The organism is Streptomyces sp. NPDC002265 (assembly GCF_040296125.1).
GTDB lineage: Bacteria > Actinomycetota > Actinomycetes > Streptomycetales > Streptomycetaceae > Streptomyces.
The window spans coordinates 1-23,595 of the sequence record NZ_JBEOWS010000015.1; the positions used below are offsets into that span (position 1 = coordinate 1).

Sequence of the window (23,595 nt, forward strand, 5' to 3'; positions counted from 1 at the left end):
GGTGAGGATCATGAGGTCGGCCCACGAGATGCTCTGGCCGTACTTCTTCTTGACCGGCCACAGCAGACGGCGGGCCTTGTCGAGGTTGCCGTTGTCCGGCCAGCTGTTGAGCGGGGCGAAGCGCTGCTGCCCGGCGCCCGCGCCGCCACGGCCGTCGCTGATCCGGTAGGTGCCCGCGCTGTGCCAGGCCATCCGGATCATGAGCGGGCCGTAGTTGCCGAAGTCGGCCGGCCACCAGTCCTGCGAGTCCGTGAGCACCTCGGCGATGTCCCGCTTCACGGCGGCGAGGTCGAGGCTCTCGAACGCCTCGGCGTAGTCGAAGTCCTCGCCGAGCGGGTTCGCCACGGCGGGGTTCTTGGCAAGGATCTTCAGATTGAGCCGTTCCGGCCACCACTGGCGGTTTCCACCGCCCTGCGTCGGGTGCGCGGCGCGCTCGTGCGCAACCGGGCAACCACCTGCGCCCCCGGACTTCGCGTCGGTGACGATTGCGTCGTGGTTCTCGGACATGGGATGGGAATCCTTCCGGATGGGCGGATCACTGTGCTCAGGGGCCGCGGGAGGAGGGACGTACGGGACACCGACTCCCGTAGAGCTGCGGTGAGCGCGAGAAAAGCCTCGCACAGTCACTGCCTCCGCTCCTGTCGTGCTGGTGTCCTTCTGTCCCTTGGCCAGCGCCTGATCCGATCCTACAATGGACAGAGTCTTAGTCAAGAAGCACACTAAACCCATATCCGATAGGAACCCGGATGTCCACTGGTAAAATCCCGGGTGTCCCACCGAACGTGAATAGGTGAACCGATATGAGTGACCTGCTGGAGCGACTGCGAGGCCGTGGCTGGCGGATGACCTCCCAGCGGCGTGTCGTTGCGGAGGTCCTCGACGGCGACCACGTGCACCTCACCGCTGACGAGGTGCACGCCCGTGCTGCCCAGCGGCTGCCCGAGATCTCCCGCGCGACCGTCTACAACACGCTCGGCGAGATGGTCACCCTCGGCGAGGTCATAGAGGTCTCGACCGACGGCCGCGCCAAGCGGTACGACCCCAACGCGCACCGGCCGCACCATCACCTCGTGTGCTCCAACTGCGGCACCATCCGCGACGTCCATCCCACCGGCGACCCGCTGGCCGACCTTCCGGCGGTGGAACGGTTCGGCTTCACGGTCTCCGAGGTCGAGGTCACCTACCGGGGACTGTGCCCCGCCTGCGCCTAGGGTCTGTCCGAGTGGGGTGAGCGGGGTGCGGGGCACGTCGACCGGATGATGCCCGTCCCCGGGCCCCGGTCAGTCTCACTCGTTCGTGTCTCGTCCCACGCCGGTGCTCCGGGTAGAGCACCAGGCGGAGGCGATCCATGGAAGAGACCGCGTTGCGTCCCAAACCGATGCCCGGGCGGAAGCCGCCGGGCGCTGCCGGGCCCGAGGACGGCACCCGGCGCCCGCGTACCGCGCGCCGTCGCGGCCGACGGCTCACGACCCTGCTGTCCGGCCTGCTCCTGGGGACGGCGCTGGTGCTGTCCGGGGTGGGACTCGGGACGGTGGGGGCCACGGTGATCAGCATGGGCAAGCTCGCCGAGCTCCAGCGCAGGGCGGCGGGCTCCCACGGCCCGGGAACAGCCGGCCCCGAGCCCGCCGCGGGCCGCTCCGGTGCCGCCGTGTCGCCGGTGGCACCGGCATCCCTGCCGCCCACCGCTCCCACGGCGACCCTCGGCGTCGAGGCGGTCGACGCCGGCCGGCCCGGGGCGCTGGTCGTCGGCGTCCACGTCCCAGGCCCCGGGTACCGGGCGGGGCTGGTCCGCGGAGACGTGCTGCTCGCCTTCGGCCGGACCCGGATCGGCTCGGCGGCCGACCTCGCGCACGCCGTCGCCCGCGCCCGCCCCGGCCGGGAGGTCACCCTGACCGTCCGGCACCACAACGGTGGCCACCAGCGGCTGAGGGCCGTCCCGGGTGTCGTCACCTGACGCGCTGTCCGACGACGTGTTGTCTGATGACGCGCTGTCCGACGACGTGCTGTCCGACGACGTGCTGTCCGACGTCGCTGCCTCGGCATTTCGCCGTACGAGCCGACCGGATCTCGCCGTACGAGCCGACCGGCGGACACGGTCAGGTCGACGCGGCACGGTCGGCGCGGGCAGGACCGGACCGGGTGCGGCCTCGGGCGCGCGCCGGGTCGGCGGTGGGTGGGGGAAGGTCGAGCGGTGGCTCCCGCCGGAACACGGTGGACGAGTGTGGGCCGACCGGCTCGCGCGGGCCCCTCCGGCCGGGCAGGATGCTGCCCGTAGTCCCTCTTCGTCCGCCCAGGGAGGCCCGGATGACCGGCAGCACGGCCGCGCGCTTCACCGCCGACGACTACAGAGCCCGGATGGACCGGGCCGCCGGCGCCGCGGCGGAAGCCGGGCTGGCCGGGCTCCTGGTGGCACCGGGCCCCGACCTCGTCTGGCTCACCGGGTACGCGCCGCCCGCGGCCACCGAGCGGCTCACCCTGCTCGTCCTCGCCGCCGGTCAGGATCCCGTCCTCGTCGTCCCCACCCTGGAGGCCCCCGACGCCGCCAAGGCCACGGGGGCGCCCGTCCTGGCGCTGCGCGACTGGACCGACGGCAAGGACCCCTACGCGCTCACCGCGGGCCTCCTCGACTCCACCGGAACCTTCGGGATCAGCGACAACGCCTGGGCGCTGCATCTGCTCGCCCTGCAAAGAGCGCTGCCCGGCACCTCGTACGTCTCCCTCACCGACGACCTGCCGATGCTGCGCGCCGTCAAGGACCCGGCGGAGCTGGAGCTGCTGGCCGCCGCGGGCGCGGCCGCGGACGCGACGTTCGAGGAGATCCGCGACGTCCGCTTCGCCGGCCGCCGGGAGTCCGACGTCGCCGCCGACCTCGCGGGCCTGCTGCGCCGCCACGGTCACTCCCAGGTCGACTTCACCATCGTCGCCTCGGGACCGAACGGCGCCAACCCGCACCACGAGGTGGGCGACCGGGTCATCGAGCGCGGCGACATGGTCGTCCTCGACTTCGGCGGCCTCAAGGACGGCTACGGCTCCGACACCAGCCGCACGGTCCACGTGGGCGAGCCCACCGACGAGGAACGGACGGTCCACGACCTCGTGCGCGCGGCCCAGGAGGCGGGCGTCCGGGCCGTGCGGCCGGGTGTCGCCTGCCAGGAGGTCGACCGGGCCGCCCGCAAGGTCATCGAGGACGCCGGGTACGGCCCGTACTTCATCCACCGCACCGGCCACGGCATCGGCGTCACCACCCATGAGCCGCCGTACATGATCGAGGGCGAGGAACAGCCCCTGGTCCCCGGCATGTGCTTCTCCGTCGAACCCGGCATCTACCTGCCCGGCCGCTTCGGGGTGCGCATCGAGGACATCGTGACGGTGACCGAGGACGGCGGCCGCCGCCTCAACGACACGACCCGGGAGATGGTCGTCGTGGACTGACGGCCCGGTCCGCAGGACCTCCAGGAAACCCGTGAGACGACACCCCCGAGCGACGGCGCGGCCCATGACCCAGGCACCGACACCGACCGCGGACACCGTCCGCCGACTGGTCCGTTCCCTGACGAAGGAGGGCGAGGAGGGCACGACGGCCGAGGCGGGCACCGGCGCGCGGGACGCCGCCGGACCCGACGTCCGGCCCGTCGCCGAGACCGGGTCCACCACGTGGTGGGTCGGCTCCCGCCATGTGCTGCGGCTCGCCACCGACCGTGAGGCGACCGCCCGGCGCCGTCGTGAACTGCGCCTGCGCGATCTCGTCCGCCCCCATGTCCCGGTCGCCGTACCCGTCAGCGCGGCGCACGGCGACTGGGCGCCCGGACTCGCCTACACGCTGGACACCAAGGTGCCCGGCGGTACCGCCGAGGAGCACGAGGTGTCGGCCGTCGGCGAGGCCGACCTGGCCGGGCTGCTCACCGGGATGCGCGAGGTGCCGGCCCGGCAGATCGAGATCCTCGGCGTACCGCACGCCCCGGCCCGCTCGCTGGAGGCGCTGCGCCGGATGGCCGTACCGGCCGCAGAACTCCTGCGCGCCACCGACGAGTTCGACGCCGCTCTGCTGCACCAGCTCACCCCGCAGGGGGCGGCCCAGCTCGCCGCCCAGCCCGGCACGGCCGTCCTCGTCCACCACGGTCTGCGCGGCGAGCACCTCGTGGTCAGTGCCGACGGCCGGGTGCGCGGGGTCCTGGACTGGACCCACGCGGTCGTCGGCGACCCCGCGGAGGACATCGCCGGACTCGCGCTCGCCGTCGGCTCCCCCGCCGCCGTGCGGGCCGCGACCCTCGCCGGCTACGGCGCCCGCAGCTGCCTGCGCGGCCTGTGGCTGGCCCGCTGCGACACGGTCCTCGCGCTGGCCGAACGGCTGGACGGCCGCAGCGACAGTCCGCTGCCGCTGCTGCGCACGCAGCTGCGCCGCGCCTGGGAGGCGATCCTGCTGGAGCGCGTGACGGAGTTCCGCGAGGAGGGTCCGGACGACACGGAACAGCCCTGACGCGCCGCCGAGCCCCGAAGTCGCGGACAAGACCCCCAGGCGGCGACCGGGCCTCCGCGCGACCGGGCCTCCGCGAGACGGGGTCTCCGCGAGACCGGACCTCCGGGGCCGTGTCCCGGCTCCCGGGCGGCTGCCCCGCCCGCTCCGTCAGCTCTGTTCCGGCAGCACTCAGCTCTGTTCCAGCACCACGCACGACTCCCCGGGCACCAGCAGGACCCCGTCCGTCCCCGGCTGCTCCACCGGTTCCCACGCGGCGAGCACCCGGGCCGGGCGGGTGCCCAGCGGGATCGCCGCCGGCTCCTTGCCGAGGTTCACCGCCACGCGTACGTCACCGCGGCGGAAGGCGAGCCAGCGGCCCTCCTCGTCGTACGCCACCTTCGTGTCCGCGAGGTCGGGGTCGGTGAGGTCCGGATGGGTGTGCCGCAGGGCGACGAGACGGCGGTACCAGTCCAGTACCCGCGCGTGCGGCGGGCGCTCCGGCTCGGACCAGTCCAGACAGGAGCGGTCGCGGGTCGCCGGGTCCTGCGGATCGGGCACGTCCTCCTCGGCCCAGCCGTGCGCCGTGAACTCCCGGCGCCTGCCCCGGCGTACCGCCTCGGCGAGTTCGGGATCGGTGTGGTCGGTGAAGAACTGCCAGGGCGTGCCCGCCGCCCACTCCTCGCCCATGAACAGCATCGGCGTGAAGGGGGCCGTCAGGGTCAGCGCCGCGGCGCAGGCCAGCAGCCCGGGGGAGAGCACGGCCGCCAGCCGGTCGCCCTGGGCGCGGTTGCCGACCTGGTCGTGGGTCTGGCTGTAGCCGACGAGCCGGTGCGCGGCCACCCGGCCGCGGTCCAGGGCGCGGCCGTGGTGCCTGCCCCGGAAGCTGGAGTACGTGCCGTCGTGGAAGAAGCCGCCGGTGAGCGTCTTGGCCAGGGCCGCGAGCGGGGCGCGCGCGAAGTCCGCGTAGTAGCCCTGGGACTCGCCGGTCAGCGCGGTGTGCAGGGCGTGGTGGAAGTCGTCGCTCCACTGCGCGTGCAGGCCGAGGCCGCCCTCCGCGCGCGCGGTGACCACGCGCGGGTCGTTCAGGTCCGACTCGGCGATCAGGAACAGCGGCCGGCCCGTGTCGGCGCCGAGATGGTCCACCGCCCGCGACAGCTCCTCCAGGAAGTGGCACGCGCGCGTGTCCGCCAGCGCGTGCACCGCGTCCAGCCGCAGCCCGTCGATCCGGTAGTCCCGCAGCCACGCCAGCGCGCTGCCGAGCAGGAAGGCGCGCACCTCGTCCGAGCCGGGCCCGTCGAGGTTGACCGCGGCACCCCAGGGGGTGTGGTGCCGGTCGGTGAAGTACGGGCCGAACGCGGGCAGGTGATTGCCCGACGGGCCCAGATGGTTGTGCACCACGTCCAGGATCACCCCGAGCCCGAGCCCATGGGCCCGGTCCACGAACCTGCGCAGCGCCTCGGGGCCGCCGTACGGCTCGTGCACCGCCCACAGCGACACCCCCTCGTACCCCCAGCCGTGCCGGCCGGGGAAGGGGCACAGGGGCATCAACTCGACGTGGGTGATCCCCAGTTCCACCAGATGGCCGAGCCGCTCGGCGGCCGCGTCGAGGGTGCCCTCCGGCGTGTACGTGCCCACGTGCAGCTCGTACAGCACGGCCCCCGGCAGCGGACGGCCGGCCCACTCGGTGTGCCAGGCGTACCGCCCGTGATCGACGACGGCGCTCAGCCCGTCCGGGCCGTCGGGCTGGCGGCGGGAGCGCGGATCGGGCAGCACGGGGCCGTCGTCCAGCGCAAACCCGTACCGCGTGCCGTCGGCCGCCTTCGCCTCGCCGCTCCACCAGCCGCCGCGCGCCGGATCGCGTTCCAACGCGCGCGTGACTCCGCCGCAATGGAGCGTCACCCGGTCGGCCTGCGGTGCCCACACCTCGAACTGCACGGACGGTTCCCCTTCGTCTGCTCACCGTGATGTAGCCCGTCCATGGTCCTTCAAACACGATCAATCCGCCTTTGAATGCTCCCTTTTGCGGGGGGTGTCGTCCAGGTGCACACACGGGAGAGCCGTTTCTGTGTTTTCTGGACACCCGGGGTTCACTGACCGACAATCACGAGCGTGACGTCGTCCTTCGAGTTCCACACGTACCCCGCGCGGCTGTCCGACGCGGAGCGCGACCGGGCGCTGGAGGTGTTGCGCGACGGCGCCGCCAAGGGGCGGCTCTCGCACGACACCTTCGTCCGGCGCATGGAACTGGCGCTGGCCGCGCGCCGCTCCGACGAACTCGCCGCGCTCACCGCCGACCTGCCCACGGAGAGCCGTTTCGCGCGCGCGGTGTTCGGCACCGTCGAGGCGGTCTCGGGCTTCACCGTACGACTGCGCCGGGCCTGGCAGGCCGAGAAGCTGCCCAAGCTGCTGCTGCCGCACCCGGGAGCCTCGCACGCGCTGCGGATAGGCCGGGACCCCGCCAGCGGACTGCGGCTCACCCATGAGACGGTCTCGCGCGTGCACGCCGAACTCAGCCGCCAGGGCGGCATGTGGGTGCTGCGCGACCTCGGCTCGACCAACGGCACGACGGTGAACGGGCGCCGGGTGATCGGCGCGGCCGTCGTCCGCGAGGGCGACCAGATCGGCTTCGGGAGCATCGCGTTCCGGCTCGCGGCCGACTGAGGGCCCCGGACCGACGCGGGCGCCGCCCTGCCGTCAGATCGTGCATTCCCTTGCGTACCGCGGTGTTGACGTACCCGGCGAGCCATGACTGACTGTGCTTACACCATGTACACCAGGTGAACCGACGGCACCACATTGTGGAGGTGTGCCCTGCCGCCACTCCTCCGCTACCCGACCGTGGACGAACTGGGCACCCGGGCCGCCGCACTCGTCGCCCGACGCCCCCAGGACGCCCGGCTGCGCCGGATCGGGACGTCCCGCGCGGGAACACCCCTGTGGCTGCTGTCCGTCGGGCACGGCACCCGCCAGGCCCTGGTGGTCGCCGGACCGCACGCAAACGAGCCGGTGGGCGGCGCGACCGCGCTGCGCGTGGCCGAACGCGTCCTGGCCGAACCCCGCCTCGCCGACGGCGCGGACACCACCTGGAACCTGCTGCTGTGCCTGGACCCCGACGGTCTACGCCGCAACGAGGGCTGGCTGTCCGGCCCTTACACCCTGGGCAACTATTTCCGGAATTTCTTCCGTCCCGGCTTCCTCGAACAGCCCGAGTGGCTGCCCGACGGCGCGGAGGCCGCCACGCTCCCCGAGACGCGTGCGCTGCTGAGCGTCCAGGACGAACTGAAACCTTTCTTCCAGTGCTCCCTGCACGGTGTCGACGTCGGCGGCGGCTTCGTCGAGCTGACCCGCGACCTGCCGGGCCTGGACCGGCGCCTCGCGCACACCGCGGCCCGGCTCGGCATCCCGCGCGAACTCGGTCCCTACGACACCCTGTACTGGCCCGGACTCGGTCCCGCCGTCTACCGGATCCCGCCGCCGAGCCGGGGCGACCTGGCCGCGGCCATCACCGAGGCCGCCGTCGAGTCCACCTGGTTCCACCCGCACCGGCACGGCACGGTCACCGCCGTGATCGAGGCCCCCATGTGGGGCGTGGCCGGCGTCGAGGACGGCTCCCGGCCCGCCGACCCGGACGAGGCGCTGCGCACGGTCAGCCGCACGCTGCGCCACGACGCCGGGCTCCTGGACCTGATCCTCGCCCGGGTCCGGCCCCGGCTCGGGGACTCACCGGACGTGGCGCGCCTGCTCGCACCGGTCGACGACTATTTACTGGTCTGTCCCGGCCTGGCCGACGCGTGGGACCCCGACATCCGTGAGGGACGCCCCCTGCCGGTCCTGCGCGCCGCCCATCTCGCCGCCCTGCGGATCGCCGGACGGCGGCTCGCCCTGCGTACGGCGGGGCTGCTGCACCAGCTGGTGCGGGGCGCCGACGGCGATCCGGACGACGCGCTGGAGGAGCTGGACCGGGTCATCGACGAGTGGTGCGCCGACTACCGCGACGGCTGCGGGGCCCGCTGGATCCCGGTCGCCCGCCAGGTGGAGTACCAGTCGCGCGTGGTGCTCGCCACGTTCGAGCTGGCCGCGGCGCACGCGCGCGAGGAGTCCCGTTCGGGTGAGCGGGACTGGTGTCAGGAGACGGCCGTGCCGATGCCTCTTGAATGACGCACACGAACCACGCGACGCACACGAAGCACGACCGGCACGCGGACCGCATGAGTCACGACCGGCACGCGCCGTACCAGGGGAACAGGGCACGTACGGCGTACGCGGCGCGCGGCGCCCTCCTGACGGCCACCGCCCTGCTCGCGGTCGGCGCGTCGGCTCCGGCGGCCGCCCGGGACGTCCGCTCGGGCGACTGGCTCGTGCTCACCGTCACCCGGGGCGACGGCGCCCGCCCGGGTGACACCCGCGGCGCCCTGCTGCTGTGCGACCCGCCCCGGGGGCACGCGCACGCCGCACAGGCCTGCGCGCGGCTCGCCTCGGCGAAGGGCGACATCGGCGCCCTCACGCCGGCGGACGGCTTCTGCACGATGGTGTACGCCCCGGTGACCGCTCACGCGCGCGGGGAGTGGGGCGGGCGGCCGGTCGAGTTCACGCGGACCTTCGCCAACTCCTGCGTGCTGGCCGCGTGGACCGGCCCGGTGTTCGCGCTGGACTAGTGCCGCGGCACCAGTGACCGGGGTGCGTGGCGCGGGCCGTCTCACCCGTCGCGGTCGCGCGCGTGCAGCGCGGCCGCGACGACGGTACGGGACTGGTGCTCGACCTGGTGCTCCAAAGGCACCCAGCGGGCGCGGAACCGTACCGCGAAGGCCTCGCTCCAGGCCGCCACGAGCTGTTCGAGACGCGGCGCCGCACGGTCGTCGTTCTCCTGGAGGACCCGCAGCAGCATCGCCGCCGAACGCATCGGCAGCCGGCGGGCGAACGCGTCGACGCTGCCGACGTACGCCATCGTGGTGTCGGCCGGCGGCGTGTGGATCCAGTCCTCGACCAGGCCCGGCACCAGCTCCAGCACCCAGCGCGCGGCCCGCAGCAGCGGCCCGTCCACACCGGGCAGACGAGGCAGGGCCTCGGCGAGCACCTGATCCACCTCCGCGGCGTCGCGCCGCAGCCGGGCCGCCAGGCGCCGGATCGCGGCCGCGGGAGCCGGGTGCGGCGCACGGTCGTCCACCAGGTCGCTCGCCCACATCGGCACCTCGACGACGGCCGTCAGACCGCCGTACTGGTGGGCGTGGTACCAGGTGCTGTGCCGTGCGTCGTCCGGCATGCTCGGGTACGCGGCGCCCGCGCCGGGCGCGGGCATCACATGCACCCCGGGCCCGCTGGCCGGCCAGCCCGCGGCGTCGGAGGCGCCCGTCTCCACCGGGATGTGCAGCTCGGCCGCGGACTTGGCGAACGGCTCCGCCAGGCCGGGGATGTCCTTCGTCAGCTGTATCCAGCTGCCGCCCAGGTCGGTGCCGTGCAGGGAGATCTGGAGATAGGGCCGCAGCTCGTCGATGACCCTGGTCAGGGTGCGGGTCTCGGGCGGCAGCCGGTCGGGCGGCAGCACGGACGGCGACCACTCCGGCTGCTCCGGTCCGGCGGGCCGGAAGAAGCCGAGGTGGTAGTCGAACAGACTGCGTGGCGTCGGCGTCACGTGCAGGCTCGCCCCGTCGGGGTCCGCGCACAGCAGGAAGTGCCAGGAGGTGTCGGCCCGCAGCTCCTGGTCGTGCAGCACCCGTGCGGCGAGGGCCAGCAGCGTGGAACCGCCGACCGGTTCGTTCGCGTGGGCCCCCGCGACGACGAGGACGGCGCGCCGGGCGTGGCCCATGGACAGCAGATGCAGCGGTCGGCCACCACGCGAGACGCCCACCTGCCGCAGCGTGCACAGGCCGGGCCGGTGGGCGGCCAACGCCGCCGCGGACTCGACCAGTTCGGGAACGCTGGGGTAACGCTGCTCCGGCAGGAGACTCACCCCCGATAGGTCCGCCCTGCTTCGCATCCGCAGTACCCCATGGACTCTGTGGACTGTCAAGGACGCGCGGCGGGCCCTCCTCGGATCGTCCGCTTCCCCGCCGGATCTCCCGGATCTCCGCCGGATCCCCGCGCTCCGCCGGCCGGGGTCCGACCCGGCCCCGGCGCTCCCCGGCCCGCCGCAGCCCGTCCGCGCCGACCGTCACACCTCGCCCGCGCCGCCCTCGCCCGCGCCGCCCTCGCCGGCGGCCCCCTCGGCCGTCCCTGCCGCTTCTGCCGTGCCTGCCGTCGCCGGCGTCTCTGCCGCCTCCTCCGCCGCCCCCGTCTCCGCCGTCTCTGCCGCCGCCCCCGTCTCCGCCGTCTCTGCCGGTTCCGTCGTGCCCGCCGCTCCGGCCGGTTGCTCCGTGTCGATCCGTTCCAGCAGCGCCACCGGCCGTTCGGCGAAGAGGTCCGCCACGCGCGTGTGCCCCGCGAACTCCCGGCCGGGCGCCAGCAGATCGGCCCACCGCCCGGGCGGCAGGGACAGCAGGGTGTCCCGCCAGCCGCCCGCCTCGGTGAGCCGCAGCGACAGCCGGGTCGCCGCCGTCACGACCGTCGCCGAGCGGACGAACGCCACACAGTGCGCCGCCGCCGAGCCCCGCGCGGCCAGCGGGGCGTACGTCGCCGCGTCCCCGAACAGCTCGGGCCGCCGCCTGCGCAGCCGCAGCGCGGCCACGGTCAGCGCGCCCTTCTCCCCGGGATCCGCGGGCGGGAACCGCACCGGCCGCCGGTTGTCCGGATCGACCAGCGCCCGGTACTCGGCCTCCGTGCCCTGGTACAGATCGGGGACGCCGGGCATCGTCAGATGGACCAGGGCCGTACCCAGCACGTTCGCGCGCAGATGCGGCTCCAGGGCGTCCCGGAAGGCGGCCACCCGCTCGCCCGGCGCCCCGCAGGGCCCCACCGCGACGAACCGTGCCACGCGTTCCTCGTACGAGGGGTCCTGCTCGGTCCAGCTCGTGTACAGGCCGGCCTCCCGCACCTGCTTCAGCAGCGCCTGGTCGACACGTTCCGGAGCTGCGGGCCCGAGCCCGAACACCGTCTGCCAGGCCGCCCACGCCAGCTGGGGGTCCGGGCCGCCGTCGCTGTCGGGGGTCAACTCGGCCAGCAGGTCGGCCCAGGGCCCGGGGCACTCGGTCAGCACGGCGAGGGCCGCCCGGACATCGGCGCTGCGCTTGGTGTCATGGGTCGTCACCACGCTGCCGCCGACCGGCCAGTCGCGCTGCACGCGTGCGCAGTGGGCGTGGAAGTCCGCCGGGGACACGGCCGGACGCCCGGGGTTGGCACCGACCTCGGTCCCCGACAGCAGCGGCACATAGCGGTAGAACGCGGTGTCCTCGACGGACTTGGCGCGCAGCGCGGACGCCGTCTGCGCGAAGCGCGTACGGAACTCGGCCTGACCCGGCCCGTCCCCGTGCCGTCCGAGTACGAGATCCCGTACGACATCGACCGCACCGCCCTCCTCGGGCACGACGAAGGCGCGCAGGGCCTCGGCCGCGGCCGTCTCGGTGACGACGGCCGCCGCGTCGCCCGAGGCGTAGGGCCGGTAGACCTCCAGCCGGACGAGCAGTTCCCGCAGCGCGGTCCGCAGGGCCCAGGGCGCCCGGTCGCGCAGCGCGGGGTCCGGTGCCGTCGCGCACACCCGGACCGCGACCCGGGTCAGCCGGTCGACCTCGGCGGCCAGCTCGTGCGACAGCACCCGGTAGGCGGCCCGCCGTACCGTCGCCGCCCAGTCGCCGCCCCGGTCGGTCTGCGGGGCCGCGAACCGTCGGTAGTGGGCCAGGAGTTCCCCGGTCCCCGCCGGATCCGTGAAGAGGCCGTCGACGTGCCGCAGGGCGTCGTAGCCGGTGGTGCCGGCCACGGGCCAGGAGGCGGGCAGTTGCTCCCCGTCCGCCAGGATCTTCTCCACGACCGTCCAGCGGCCGCCGGTCGCCTCGTGCAGCCGCGCCAGATAGCCGTCGGGGTCGGCGAGCCCGTCGGGGTGGTCCACCCGCAGGCCGTCGACCACCTCCTCGTGGAGCAGCTGGAGGATCTTGGCGTGGGTGGCCTCGAAGACCTCCGGGTCCTCCACCCGTACCCCGACGAGCTCGGAGATGCTGAAGAAACGCCGGTAGTTGAGCTCGGTACGGGCCAGCCGCCACCACGCGGGGCGGTACCACTGGGCGTCCAGGAGCTGCGGCAGAGGCAGCTCCTCGGTGCCCTCCCGCAGCGGCAGCACCTGGTCGTGGTAGCGCAGGACGTCGCCGTCGACCTCCAGGTGCCCGATCTCCGCGCCGAGCGGTCCGCCGAGCACGGGCAGCAGCACCTGCCCGTCCTGTGCCTCCCAGTCGATGTCGAACCAGCGCGCGTACGGCGACTTCGGTCCCTCCCGCAGCACCTCCCACAAGGCCCGGTTGTACCGGGGAGCCATGGCCATGTGGTTGGGCACGATGTCCACCACCAGGCCGAGACCGTGCTCGCGCGCGGTGCGCGACAGCGCGCGCAGCCCGTCCTCGCCGCCCAGTTCGTCCCGTACGCGCGCGTGGTCGACGACGTCGTAGCCGTGCGTCGAGCCCGGCACGGCCTCCAGGACGGGCGACAGGTGCACATGCGAGACGCCGAGCGAGGCCAGGTACGGCACGACCTCCGCCGCTGCCCCGAACGGGAACTCGGGCTGCAGCTGCAACCGGTAGGTGGCGGTGGGCACCGTCGGGTCGGGTCGCTCAGGTGTCATGGCACCTACGTACCCGCCCCGCGGCCTTTCGTGTCATCGCCGCACCCGGCTCCGCCCGTACGCCCCCGCCGGAGCGCCGCCCGCGGTCCGTCTAGGTGGGCCGCCGCAGGACCGTCAGGCTGCGGTCGAGCAGGGGCAGCCGGTCCCCGGCCCGCACCTTCTCGCCCGTCTGCGGCGCCACCCCCTCCGGGAGGGCCGTGTCGACCACGACCTGCCACTGCTGCCCGTGGTCGACCGGAACCACGAACTCCAGCTGCTTGGCCGAGGCATTGAACATCAGCAGGAAGGAGTCGTCGGCGATGCGCTCCCCGCGCGGGCCCGGCTCGGAGATCGCGTTGCCGTTGAGGAACACGGTGAGCGCCGACGCCTGCGCCGAGTCCCAGTCCCGCTGGGTCATCTCCTTGCCCTCCGGGGTGAACCAGGCGATGTCCGACAGCTCGTCGTGGGTGCCCTCCACCGGCCGGCCGTGGAAGAAGCGCCGCCTGCGGAAGACCGGATGGTCCTTGCGCAGCCGCACCAGCGCCCGGGTGAAGTCCAGCAGCCCGCCGTCCCCGGCGTCGGTGTCGGTGTCGGTGTCGGTGCCGGGCCACTTCACCCAGGCCAGCTCGCTGTCCTGGCAGTAGGCGTTGTTGTTGCCGCGCTGGGTGCGCGCGACCTCGTCGCCGTGGCTGATCATCGGCACGCCCTGGGAGAGCATCAGCGTGGCGACGAAGTTGCGCATCTGGCGTTCCCGCAGCGCCAGCACGGCGGGGTCGTCCGTCTCGCCCTCCACCCCGCAGTTCCAGGACCGGTTGTGGCTCTCGCCGTCCCGGTTGTCCTCGCCGTTGGCGTGGTTGTGCTTGTCGTCGTACGACACCAGGTCGTGCAGGGTGAAGCCGTCGTGGCAGGTCACGAAGTTGATCGAGGCCAGCGGGCGCCGTCCGTCGTCCTGGTACAGGTCGGACGAGCCGGTCAGCCGCGAGGCGAACTCCGCGACCGCGCGGGGCTCGCCGCGCCACAGGTCCCGCACGGTGTCGCGGTACTTGCCGTTCCACTCGGTCCACAGCGGCGGGAAGTTGCCCACCTGGTAGCCGCCCTCGCCGACGTCCCAGGGCTCGGCGATCAGCTTGACCTGGGAGACCACCGGGTCCTGCTGCACCAGGTCGAAGAACGAGGACAGCCGGTCCACCTCGTGGAACTGCCGCGCCAGCGTCGCCGCCAGATCGAAGCGGAAGCCGTCGACGTGCATCTCGGTGACCCAGTAGCGCAGCGAGTCCATGATCAGCTGGAGCACGTGCGGGGACCGCATCAGCAGCGAGTTCCCCGTGCCCGTCGTGTCCATGTAGTAGCGGGGATCGTCGGCCAGCCGGTAGTACGACGGGTTGTCCAGACCCCGGAAGGACAGCGTCGGACCCAGATGGTTGCCCTCGGCGGTGTGGTTGTAGACCACGTCGAGGATCACCTCGATGCCGGCCTCGTGCAGTGCCCGTACCGCCGACTTGAACTCCAGGACCTGCTGCCCGCGGTCGCCCCAGGAGGCGTAGGCGTTGTGCGGGGCGAAGAAGCCGATCGTGTTGTAGCCCCAGTAGTTGTTCAGGCCCATGTCCACCAGGCGGTGGTCGTTGACGAACTGATGGACCGGCATCAGCTCCAGCGCGGTGACCCCGAGCGAGGTGAGGTGGTCGATGACGGCGGGATGGGCGAGCGCCGCGTAGGTGCCGCGCAGTTCCTCGGGCAGCGCCGGGTGACGCATCGTGAGGCCCTTGACATGGGCCTCGTAGATCACCGTGTGGTGGTACTCGGTGCGCGGCCGCCGGTCGTCGCCCCAGTCGAAGTACGGGTTGACCACGACCGAGGTCATCGTGTGCGGCGCGGAGTCCAGGTCGTTGCGCCGGTCGGGGCTGCCGAAGTGGTAGCCGTACACCTCCTCACCCCACCGGACCGAGCCGCTGACCGCCTTCGCGTAGGGGTCGAGCAGCAGCTTCGCCGAGTTGCAGCGCAGTCCGCGCTCGGGGGCGTGCGGGCCGTGCGCCCGGAAGCCGTACCGCTGGCCCGGCATGACGCCGGGCACGTACGCGTGCCGTACGAACGCGTCGCTCTCGCGCAGTTCGACCGCCGTCTCCGAGCCGTCGTCGTGCAGCAGACACAGCTCGACTCGGTCGGCGGCCTCCGTGAAGACCGCGAAATTGGTGCCGGCGCCGTCGTACGTGGCACCGAGTGGGTACGCCTCTCCAGGCCAGACCTGCATGGACACGACTCTTTCAGGTGGACGGCGGCGCTGGGGGCGCCTTGGTCCCGAGTCTGCCCGAAAGTGATGGAACCACCTGTGACTTACGCCCCTCTTACCGTCCGACCAGTGCATACGACGTATGCCGAACAATCGGGGCAAACAGTTACTCCCGGTGCTTTGGGGGAGTAGGGGGAACACGTGCGCGAAATAGTGCACCGCCACCTGGGAAAGGTGGTGGCCGGTGCGGCCATGGCGGTGGTGGGGACCGCCGTCGCGGCCGCGATCACCCTGCCGGGCACGGCGGGGGCGGACGAGACGGGAGCGGGCAAGGGCGGGCAGTCGGCCCGGCAGGCGGCCGCCGGCCAGGGCGGCGCCACGGTCGCGCCGGGGGTCGTGGCACCGGCACCGGCCGAGGGGGCCAAGGGCACGGGCCGGGACCCGCTGACCGACGACGAGACGAAGCGGGTCGAGCGGATCGCGCTGGGCGGACAGTCGCTCGCCGCGGGGGAGAACGTGACGGGCGGACGCGGCCCGCAGCGCATCGGCGTCGACCTCGCCGAGCCGGAGACCGCGGAACTCGACGACCCGGACGCGCCGCGCCGCGCGGACGTCACGTTCTACGACTACCGCGACGACACGCTCGTCACCCGGACCGTGAACCTGGACACCGGGAAGGTGGAGCGGACCGGCACCCAGCACGGTGTCCAGCCGCCGCTGAGCCGGGACGAACAGACCGAGGCCGCCCGGCTGCTGATCGCCGATCCGGCGGGCGCGGGCCTGAAGGCGGACTACAAGGACGCCACGGGCCAGGAGCTGACCTCGCCGGACCAGCTGCTGATCACCGGCATGGTCTACCGGGCCACGCCGGGTGCCCGGTCCGCCGTGCTCGGCAAGTGCGGCGAGCACCGCTGTGTGCGGCTGTTCCCGAAGGTCAAGAACGGGCCGTGGATCGACGCCAGGTCGCTCGTCATCGACCTGAGCGCCCGCAAGGTCGCCTCGCTCGCCCGCTGAGGCACGCCGCGTCCAGCCCGCAAAACCACCTCCTCAAGGGAGTCATTTCCTCATGCGCGTGAACAGAATCGGCCGTGCCCGCACCGCGGCGGTGGGACTGTCCCTGGTGGCGCTGGCCGCCGGAGTGACGACCGCCGCGGGACCGGCGGCCGCCCGGCCGAAGACGGCCCCCACGGCGCCGGCGCCGGCCTGCAGCACCGCCTTCCGGATCGAACAGAAGCTCGCCAGCGGCACGACCTGGCGCATGTGCTGGCGCTTCGAGAGCAGGTCCGGGCTGGTCCTGGAGGACGTCTCCTACCAGCCGCCCGGCGAGGCCGCTCCGATCAAGGTCCTCAACAGCGCCAAGCTCGCCCAGATCCATGTGCCCTACGACGACGGCAAGAACGAGTTCAACGACGTCACCGACTACAACTTCGGCTCAGGACTGGTGAACCTGGCCCCCGCCGAGTGCCCCGGCGGCACCATCCGGTCGGTCAAGGTGCCCGACGGCATGGACCCCGCGCACCCGAACGTCAAGGGCCTGTGCACCACGACCCGTTCGCGCGGACACGCCTACCGCATGCAGGCCGACACCGGCAACAAGGTGTACCAGGCGCAGGGCAAGGACCTGCTCGTCTACACGGTCAACAAGGTCGGCTGGTACGAGTACATGACGGAATGGCGGTTCCAGGACGACGGCACCGTCAACATGAACGTCGGCGCCACCGGCAGTCTCTCGCCCTACGACTACGACGCCGGCGACGGCCGCGGCTGGCCGCTCGGCAAGGGCGCCAGGGCCTACGCCACCAGCCACAGCCACAACGTGTTCTGGCGGCTCGACTTCGGCCTCGACGGCTCCTCCAAGGGCCGCGTCGAGCAGTACGACTCGGTCGTCAGTCCGCCCGCCGCGGGCGGACAGGGCCCGACCAACAAGACCACCCGCACCAACGTCACCAAGGAACTCGCGGGCGACGCCAAGGACATGCGCTGGTGGCGGGTCGTCAGCGCGACCGGCAAGAACAAGGACGGCCACGCGCGTTCCTACGAGCTCGTCCCCGGGCCCACCGCCAAGTACCCGGGCCGCGCCTTCACCAAGCACGACGTGTACTTCACCGAGTACAACAAGTGCGAGCAGTACGCGAGCAACAATCCGCTCAACTGCGGCGCCGGGCACGGGAAGTCGGTCGACACCTGGGTCAACGGACAGACCCTCACCCACCCCGTCGTATGGGTGAACGTGGGCTTCCACCACATTGCCCGGGACGAGGACCAGCAGCCCATGCCCGTCCACTGGCAGGGCTTCTCCATCGCACCCAGGGACGTGACCGCTATGAATCCGCTCACTCCGGCCGCCCTCGCGGGGCAGAACGGTCAAGTGGAACCCCGTAGTTGAGAAACGACCATGGCCATCCGGCTGCACCGCCGACCGCTCCCGGAGTACCCTTCCTTGATCGTTGGGACGGGGATGCTCGGGGGAGCGGAAGGCGGTGCGCGGGTGGGCTCGGGAGGGCTTGAGTTGCCCCCTGGTGACGAGGGTCACGAGGGGAACTCGGCAGAAGTCCCGCCCGGCACGGTGTCGCTGGCGCGGCCCATGGGCACCGGTTCCATCGGGCCGGAGCTGGACTGGGACGCCGACGCCTGGCGGGAGGTGCGTACGCGCGCCCAGCGGGCCGGCCGGGCCTACATCTGGCTGAACCTCGTCGAACAGCGACTGCGCGCGGTCGTGGCGGCCGTCCTGCGTCCCGTCTACGAACCCGTCCACGGCGACGAGTGGGTGGTCGCCGCGGCCGGGCCCGCCGGCCAGGAGTGGGTGCAGCGCGCGGTCGCCGTGCGCGAGGTCAGCCGCCGCAAGGGCTATCTCCTCGACCCGGCCGACGACAACGTGATCAGCTTCCTCACGCTGCCCCAGCTGCGCGAGCTGATGGTGCAGCACTGGCCGTGCTTCGAGCCCTACTTCGACGAGCGCCGGGACGTCGAACTCGCCCTGGACGAACTGGAAGTCACCCGCAACGTCGTCTCCCGCAACCGGGCCCTGTCCGAGGCCGTCCTGAACCAGGCCGAGCGGGCCTCCGCCCGGCTCCTGGAGATGCTCGCCCCCGGCGGCGACGTGCCCTCCGCCCGGCGGCTGCCCGTCGACGCGGTCGAGGACCTGGTCGGCGACCGCTACGCGGACGTGGTCGCCGTCCACTCCGACCGGGTGCGGCTGCTGCGCCGGTTCCCTGCCGAGGACATCTTCGGCGGTGCCCGCAGGCTCGACGCCATCGGCATCGGCCTCAACCTGCTCGTGCAGAACTTCTCCGGGCGGCGCCTGGTGCGGCTGGCCGAGGCGGGCGCCCGGGTGCGGCTGCTGTTCCTGAACCCGGCCTCCAGCGCGGTCAAGCGCCGCGAGCGCGAGCTCGGCCTGAAACGCAGCGAGCTCAGCCGGGCCGTGGAGATGAACATCCTGCACATGCGCCGGGTCCGCTCCCGGCTGCGCGACCCGGACGCCTTCCAGATCCAGGTCTACGACGAGACCCCGCGCTTCACCGCCTACCTCGTCGACGGTGACGGCTCGGACGGCGTCGCGGTCGTGCAGTCCTATCTGCGGCGCACCCGGGGCATGGAGGCGCCGGTGCTGGTGCTGCGCAACGGCAACCGGGTGGTCAAGTCGGGCGAAGTGGACGAAGGCGGCCTCTTCTCGGCGTACCGCGAGGAGTTCGAGCTCGCTTGGACCGATTCACGGCCAGTGTCCTGAACTGTCCGTTGTGGGGGCGGCCGGCCCGGGCGGGGAGGCGGAACGCGGTCCTCGGATTGTCAGTGGCGCGTGCGATCGTGTGGAGCACAGGGGGAAAGCACCACCGAGAAGGGGGGCCATCATGGCCTGGCACCGCGAGCTGTTGATCGGCTTCGACCTGGAGACCACGGGGACGGATCCCCGGGAGGCACGTATCGTCACGGGGGCCGTGATCGAGGTCAGGGGCGGACAGCTCCTGGGGCGGCGCGAGTGGCTGGCGGACCCGGGCGTGGAGATCCCGGCGGACGCGGTCGCCGTGCACGGCATAAGCAACGAACGCGCGAGCGCCGAGGGCCGGCCGGCCGACCAGGTCGCCGACGCGATCGCGGACGTCCTGACGACCTACTGGAAGACCGGCGTCCCGGTCGTCGCGTACAACGCGGCCTTCGATCTGAGCCTGCTCTCCGCCGAACTGCGCCGGCACGGGCTGCCGTCCCTGCGCGACCGGCTCGGCGGCCTCGACCCCGCCCCGGTGATCGACCCGTACACCATCGACCGACGGGTCGACCGCTACCGCCGCGGCAAGCGCAACCTGGAGGCGGTCTGCGCGGAGTACGGCGTCGTCCTCGACGCCGCGCACGACGCCGCCGCCGACGCCCTCGCCGCGGCCCGGCTGGCCTGCGCGATAGCGGAGCGGCACCCCAAGGTGGCGGCGCTCGGTCCGGCGGAGCTGCACCGCCGCCAGATCGAGTGGTACGCCGAATGGGCGGCCGACTTCCAGAGCTTCCTGCGCCGCAAGGGCGACGCGGAGGCGGTCGTGGACGGCACCTGGCCGCTGCGGGAACCGGCGGAGCACCGGGTCTGAGCGGCCGCCCGGGTCAGGCGGGGCTCGCGATGCGCTCCACACGCGGCTCGGCGAGCCTCGCGTAGTCCTCGCCGGAGATCACCAGCGAGCGGTCCAGCCGGGCGGCGTTGAAGTACAGCTGCGACTGGGTGACGACATCCGGGTCGGCGACGAGTTCGAGCCCGGGGTCGAAGGCGAACGGCAGCACCGTGCCGGGCACGGAGCGGGCCAGCCGCTCGGCGGTCTCCGCGTCGCTGAAGCCGACATAGCGCGCACCGAACAGCTCCCGTACGGCGTCCAGGTCCACCCGCCGGTCCCCGGGGACCACCGCGAGCACGTGCCGTGTGGTGCGCCGGTCCACCTTCACCCGCAGGACGATGCACTTCGCCGCCTCGGACGCCGAGTGGCCGCGCAGCGCGCACACGGCGTCGGTGCCGCCCTCGGGTTCGTGGTCGATGAGCCGGTAGCCGACCCGGGCGGTGTCGAGCAGGGCGATCAGACGGTCGTAGGTGTCGTGGCTGTCGTGGTTCGGCACGAGGGGTCCTCCTGGGCGCGGGCTTGGGCGTCGTGGGCGGGAACGGGGTCGGGACCGTGGCCGGGGACACGGAGAGGAGCGGGGTCGGGGCCGGATTCCCGGTCCGGTGCCGGAGTCGGCGCGCGGTGGGCGCGTTCCACCGACTGGCCCCAGTAGGTGCCGGCCACCATCAGGGCCGCGCCCAGACCGGTGAGCGGGCCGAGGTGCTCGCCGCCCAGGACGACACCGACCAGCGCGGCCCAGACCGGCTCCGTGCCCAGCAGCAGGCTGGCCCGGCTGGCGGAGGTGCGCTGCACCGCCCAGGTCTGCGCGAGGAACGCGAACACACTGCAGAACAGCGCGAGATACAGCAGCTGCGTCCAGGTCGCGCCGTCGGCCCGGACCAGCCCGGACAGCCCGGTGACGGCGGCAGCGGGCAGGAACAGCGCCGTGCCGACCAGCGTCTGGAGCGTGGTCAGCTGCAGGGGCCGGACGGCCCGGCGCGCGGTGAACCGGCCGACGAGCGCCACATGCACCGCCCGCAGCCCGGCCGCGGCCAGCATCAGCAGATCACCGAGGCGCGGCGCCTGGAAGCCGTTGTCCGACATCAGCAGACCGACGGCCAGGACACAGACACCGGCGGCGGCGTAGAAGGCGGGCGGCAGCCCGCCGGGGTGACCCGACCGGTCGAGCAGCGGGGTGAGGACGATGGCCAGGCTGATGATCAGGCCCGCGTTGGCGGCGCTGGTGTGGGCGACCCCGTACGTCTCCACCACCAGCACCATGGCCTGGGTCAGCCCCAGCGGCACCCCCGCCCGGACCTCGTCGCGGGTCCACCGGCGCGGTCCGCGGCGGCCGGCCCCCATCACCCCCAGACAGGCCACCGAGGACAGCGCGTACCGCGCGAACAGGACGGTGAGCACGGGCAGCGCGGAGACGGCGGTCTGGGCGGACAGATAACTGGATCCCCAGACGAGCGCGACCAGGAGGAGTACCGCATCGGTACGGCGGGCTTCGGACACCCGCCCACCGTGCACCGCGGACATCCCTGAAGCCCAGAACCAGTTTCTAAAATGATCTTTTAGGAGTCCTTCACTATGGCTCTAGACTGGGAAAATGGACGAACGGCAGTTGCGGATCCTGCGGGAGCTCGGCGAGCTGGGCAGCGTCACCGCGGTCGCCGAGGCGCTGCTGGTGACCCCCTCGGCGATCTCGCAGCAGTTGCGACTGCTCCAGCGCTCGGTCCCGGTGCCGCTCACCGAGCGCCAGGGCCGGCGGCTGGCTCTCACCGACGCGGGCCAGGCGCTGGCGGGCGCGGCCGTCGAGGTGGAGACCGCGCTGGCCCGGGCCCGGCACACGGTGGCGGAGTTCGTCGGCCGACCGGACGGCGAGGTGTCGGTGGCGGCGTTCCACAGCGCGGGCCTGGCCCTGTTCCCGATGCTGCTCAGGGCCTGTGCCGGTCCCGGCGGACCCGCACTCGCCTGCGCGGACGCGGACGTGCCGCAGGAGGACTTCCCGCGGCTGACCCGCGAGTACGACCTCGTAGTCGCCCACCGGCTCGACCACGCCCCGCCGTGGCCGCGCACGGTGACGGTGACCCCGTTGCTGCGCGAGCCGCTCGACGTGGCGATGCCCGTCGGCCATCCGCTCGCGGCGAAACAGCGGGTGACACCGCTCGACGTGGCCGGCGAACCGTGGATCACCGCGCACGACGGCTTCCCCGTCCTGGCGACCGTGGAGGCGATCGCCGCGGCGGCCGGCCGCAGGCTCCGGCTGGTGCACCGCATCAACGAGTTCACGGTGGTCGCCGAGGCCGTCGCCGCCGGGGGCGGCATCGCGCTGCTGCCCCGCCTGACCATGCGCCCGCACCCGGCCCTGGTGCTGCGCCCGCTCAGCGGTGTCCAGGCCAGCCGGCACATCGACGTCCTGTGCCGGCCCGAGCGCACGGCCCGTACGGCGGTCCGCACGGTCCTGGCCGAACTGCGCCGCGCCGCCCGCACGATCCAGGACCGCGACGCCCGGCCGTCCGACGGTTGACGTCCCCGTTCCCGTCCCCGGTCACCGGGTCATCCCCGCCCCGGCGCCGGCGGATCTCCCGCCCCGGGCCCCACGCCCTTGGCCCGACGTCTCAGGCCCACGCCTCAGGCCCGTGTCTCAGGCCCACGCCTCAGAGCGTCTCAGAAGGGATACCAGCGCACCGACTCGTCCCCGTCCCGCAGCGACGTCACCCGGCGGCGGAACTCGGCGAGCGCCTTGGGGTTGCTCGGCGCGTGCTGCGCGACCCAGGCGCAGCTCGCGGTCTCCCGGGCGCCGCGCAGCACCGAGCAGCCCGCCCAGGTGCGCACGTCCCAGCCGTAGGCCGCGGTGAAGGAGTCGTACGCCTCGGCCGGCAGCCCGTAGCGGTCCCGGGAGAGAGCCATCACCACCAGGTCGTGCTCGCGCAGATCGGCGGAGAACGTCTCCAGGTCGACCAGGACCGGACCCTGCGGCCCGATGTGCACGTTGCGCGGCAGCGCGTCGCCGTGGATCGGGCCGGACGGCAGCTGCGGCACGAGCGCCGCCGCGGCGGACGCGAAGCCGTCGCGGCGGGCGCGCAGATACGCCGCGTCCGCCGGGTCGATCGCGTCACCGGCCAGCCGCAGCCAGCGCTCCACCCCGCCCAGCAGTTCGCGCGGCGGCAGGGCGAAGCCGGGGGAGGGCAGGGCGTGGACGACCCGGAGCAGCTCGGCCAGATCACGCGGCTCGGCGGGCCGCACCGGGTCGGGCAGCCGGTGCCACACGGTCACCGGGTGCCCCGACACCAGCTCGGCCCGGGGCTCGGCCGCGCGCACCGCCGGGACGTCCGCCTCGGCGAGCCAGGCCGCGACGGCCAGTTCGCGCCGGGCCCGCTCGAGGAGTTCGGCGTCGCGTCCCACCTTGACCACCAGGCCGCCGACGGCGAACACCGCGTTCTCGCCCAGGGCGAGCAGCTCTGCGTCCCCGGCCGGTCGCGGCGACACCCCCGCCGCCGCCAGTACCTCGCGGGCCCGTGCCTCGTCCATCGTCCGCCTCCGCTCTCGTCTTCGCCGGTGTGTCCGTACCTGCCGTCCGGGCGGGCCGGAACCGGCTGCCCGGCCCGGCGGCGCGACCTGCGCAGGGCTCCGGCCGATCGTCGGCCAGTCTCGCATCCGC

Annotated in this window: 20 protein-coding genes; 12 read left to right on the top strand and 8 right to left on the bottom strand. The window is 73.3% G+C overall.

The genetic code is table 11. The features are described 5' to 3' along the window. The coding region (locus ABT085_RS04595; RefSeq protein ID WP_351601999.1) for a peroxidase family protein at positions 1–507 on the bottom strand (507 nt) is incomplete at its 3' end. A 293-nt stretch (positions 508–800) separates the two neighbouring features. On the opposite strand from ABT085_RS04595, the gene ABT085_RS04600 reads away from it, so the two are divergent. From ABT085_RS04600 to ABT085_RS04615, 4 genes are all read left to right on the top strand, one after another. After that, complete coding sequence (locus ABT085_RS04600; RefSeq protein ID WP_351602002.1) at positions 801–1,211, top strand: Fur family transcriptional regulator; 411 nt, start codon at positions 801–803, stop codon at positions 1,209–1,211. A gap of 137 nt (positions 1,212–1,348) precedes the next feature. Beyond that, positions 1,349–1,954, top strand: a complete 606-nt coding sequence (locus ABT085_RS04605) for a PDZ domain-containing protein (protein WP_351602005.1) — start codon at positions 1,349–1,351, stop codon at positions 1,952–1,954. A gap of 350 nt (positions 1,955–2,304) precedes the next feature. Beyond that, entirely contained in the window at positions 2,305–3,432 is a 1,128-nt protein-coding gene (locus ABT085_RS04610) for an aminopeptidase P family protein (protein WP_351602008.1), read from the top strand. 64 nt (positions 3,433–3,496) lie between these two features. Continuing rightward, on the top strand, positions 3,497–4,477 hold the full coding sequence (locus ABT085_RS04615) for an aminoglycoside phosphotransferase family protein (protein WP_351602017.1): 981 nt from the start codon (positions 3,497–3,499) through the stop codon (positions 4,475–4,477). A 168-nt stretch (positions 4,478–4,645) separates the two neighbouring features. Here the strand turns inward: ABT085_RS04615 and treZ are convergent, their stop codons facing one another. Next, positions 4,646–6,391 (bottom strand): malto-oligosyltrehalose trehalohydrolase, encoded by a 1,746-nt coding sequence (treZ, locus tag ABT085_RS04620; protein ID WP_351602020.1) that lies wholly within the window; start codon positions 6,389–6,391, stop codon positions 4,646–4,648. A 174-nt stretch (positions 6,392–6,565) separates the two neighbouring features. On the opposite strand from treZ, the gene ABT085_RS04625 reads away from it, so the two are divergent. The 3 genes from ABT085_RS04625 (at position 6,566) to ABT085_RS04635 (ending at position 9,111) form a co-directional block, all read left to right on the top strand. Then, a complete protein-coding gene (locus tag ABT085_RS04625; RefSeq protein ID WP_351602023.1) occupies positions 6,566–7,117 on the top strand; it encodes an FHA domain-containing protein in 552 nt (183 codons plus the stop codon). A gap of 177 nt (positions 7,118–7,294) precedes the next feature. Continuing rightward, on the top strand, positions 7,295–8,614 hold the full coding sequence (locus ABT085_RS04630) for a M14 family zinc carboxypeptidase (RefSeq protein WP_502982626.1): 1,320 nt from the start codon (positions 7,295–7,297) through the stop codon (positions 8,612–8,614). Positions 8,615–8,664: 50 nt separating this feature from the next. After that, entirely contained in the window at positions 8,665–9,111 is a 447-nt protein-coding gene (locus tag ABT085_RS04635; protein WP_351602148.1) for an SSI family serine proteinase inhibitor, read from the top strand. A 41-nt stretch (positions 9,112–9,152) separates the two neighbouring features. Here ABT085_RS04635 and ABT085_RS04640 read toward each other — a convergent pair whose 3' ends face one another. The 3 genes from ABT085_RS04640 to glgX all read right to left on the bottom strand — a co-directional run bounded on the left by ABT085_RS04640 (position 9,153) and on the right by glgX (position 15,381). Beyond that, on the bottom strand, positions 9,153–10,403 hold the full coding sequence (locus ABT085_RS04640) for a M14 family zinc carboxypeptidase (RefSeq protein ID WP_351602029.1): 1,251 nt from the start codon (positions 10,401–10,403) through the stop codon (positions 9,153–9,155). 201 nt (positions 10,404–10,604) lie between these two features. Then, entirely contained in the window at positions 10,605–13,154 is a 2,550-nt protein-coding gene (gene treY / locus ABT085_RS04645; RefSeq protein ID WP_351602035.1) for a malto-oligosyltrehalose synthase, read from the bottom strand. 91 nt (positions 13,155–13,245) lie between these two features. After that, positions 13,246–15,381 carry a glycogen debranching protein GlgX gene (gene glgX, locus ABT085_RS04650; RefSeq protein WP_351602038.1) on the bottom strand — a complete coding sequence of 712 codons (2,136 nt, stop codon included), beginning with the start codon at positions 15,379–15,381 and terminating at the stop codon, positions 13,246–13,248. Between the two features lie 180 nt (positions 15,382–15,561). On the opposite strand from glgX, the gene ABT085_RS04655 reads away from it, so the two are divergent. The 4 genes from ABT085_RS04655 (at position 15,562) to ABT085_RS04670 (ending at position 19,931) form a co-directional block, all read left to right on the top strand. Next, entirely contained in the window at positions 15,562–16,374 is an 813-nt protein-coding gene (locus ABT085_RS04655; protein ID WP_351602041.1) for a Tat pathway signal sequence domain protein, read from the top strand. Positions 16,375–16,426: 52 nt separating this feature from the next. Continuing rightward, positions 16,427–17,746, top strand: a complete 1,320-nt coding sequence (locus tag ABT085_RS04660) for a copper amine oxidase (RefSeq protein ID WP_351602044.1) — start codon at positions 16,427–16,429, stop codon at positions 17,744–17,746. A 72-nt stretch (positions 17,747–17,818) separates the two neighbouring features. Then, a complete protein-coding gene (locus tag ABT085_RS04665) occupies positions 17,819–19,087 on the top strand; it encodes a DUF5919 domain-containing protein (RefSeq protein WP_351602151.1) in 1,269 nt (422 codons plus the stop codon). 121 nt (positions 19,088–19,208) lie between these two features. Next, positions 19,209–19,931, top strand: a complete 723-nt coding sequence (locus tag ABT085_RS04670) for a 3'-5' exonuclease (protein ID WP_351602047.1) — start codon at positions 19,209–19,211, stop codon at positions 19,929–19,931. A gap of 13 nt (positions 19,932–19,944) precedes the next feature. On the opposite strand, the gene ABT085_RS04675 is transcribed toward ABT085_RS04670, so the two are convergent. Continuing rightward, the gene (locus ABT085_RS04675; protein ID WP_351602050.1) at positions 19,945–20,445 is read right to left on the bottom strand and encodes a YbaK/EbsC family protein; all 501 of its coding nucleotides are present in this window, start codon (positions 20,443–20,445) and stop codon (positions 19,945–19,947) included. Further along, a complete protein-coding gene (locus ABT085_RS04680; protein ID WP_351602053.1) occupies positions 20,406–21,446 on the bottom strand; it encodes a DMT family transporter in 1,041 nt (346 codons plus the stop codon). The genes ABT085_RS04675 and ABT085_RS04680 overlap by 40 nt, the downstream gene beginning before the upstream one ends. 94 nt (positions 21,447–21,540) lie before the next feature. On the opposite strand from ABT085_RS04680, the gene ABT085_RS04685 reads away from it, so the two are divergent. Further along, entirely contained in the window at positions 21,541–22,461 is a 921-nt protein-coding gene (locus tag ABT085_RS04685; RefSeq protein ID WP_351602056.1) for a LysR family transcriptional regulator, read from the top strand. A 140-nt stretch (positions 22,462–22,601) separates the two neighbouring features. Here the strand turns inward: ABT085_RS04685 and ABT085_RS04690 are convergent, their stop codons facing one another. Beyond that, complete coding sequence (locus tag ABT085_RS04690) at positions 22,602–23,465, bottom strand: phosphotransferase enzyme family protein (RefSeq protein WP_351602059.1); 864 nt, start codon at positions 23,463–23,465, stop codon at positions 22,602–22,604. Between the last annotated feature and the right edge of the window lie 130 nt (positions 23,466–23,595).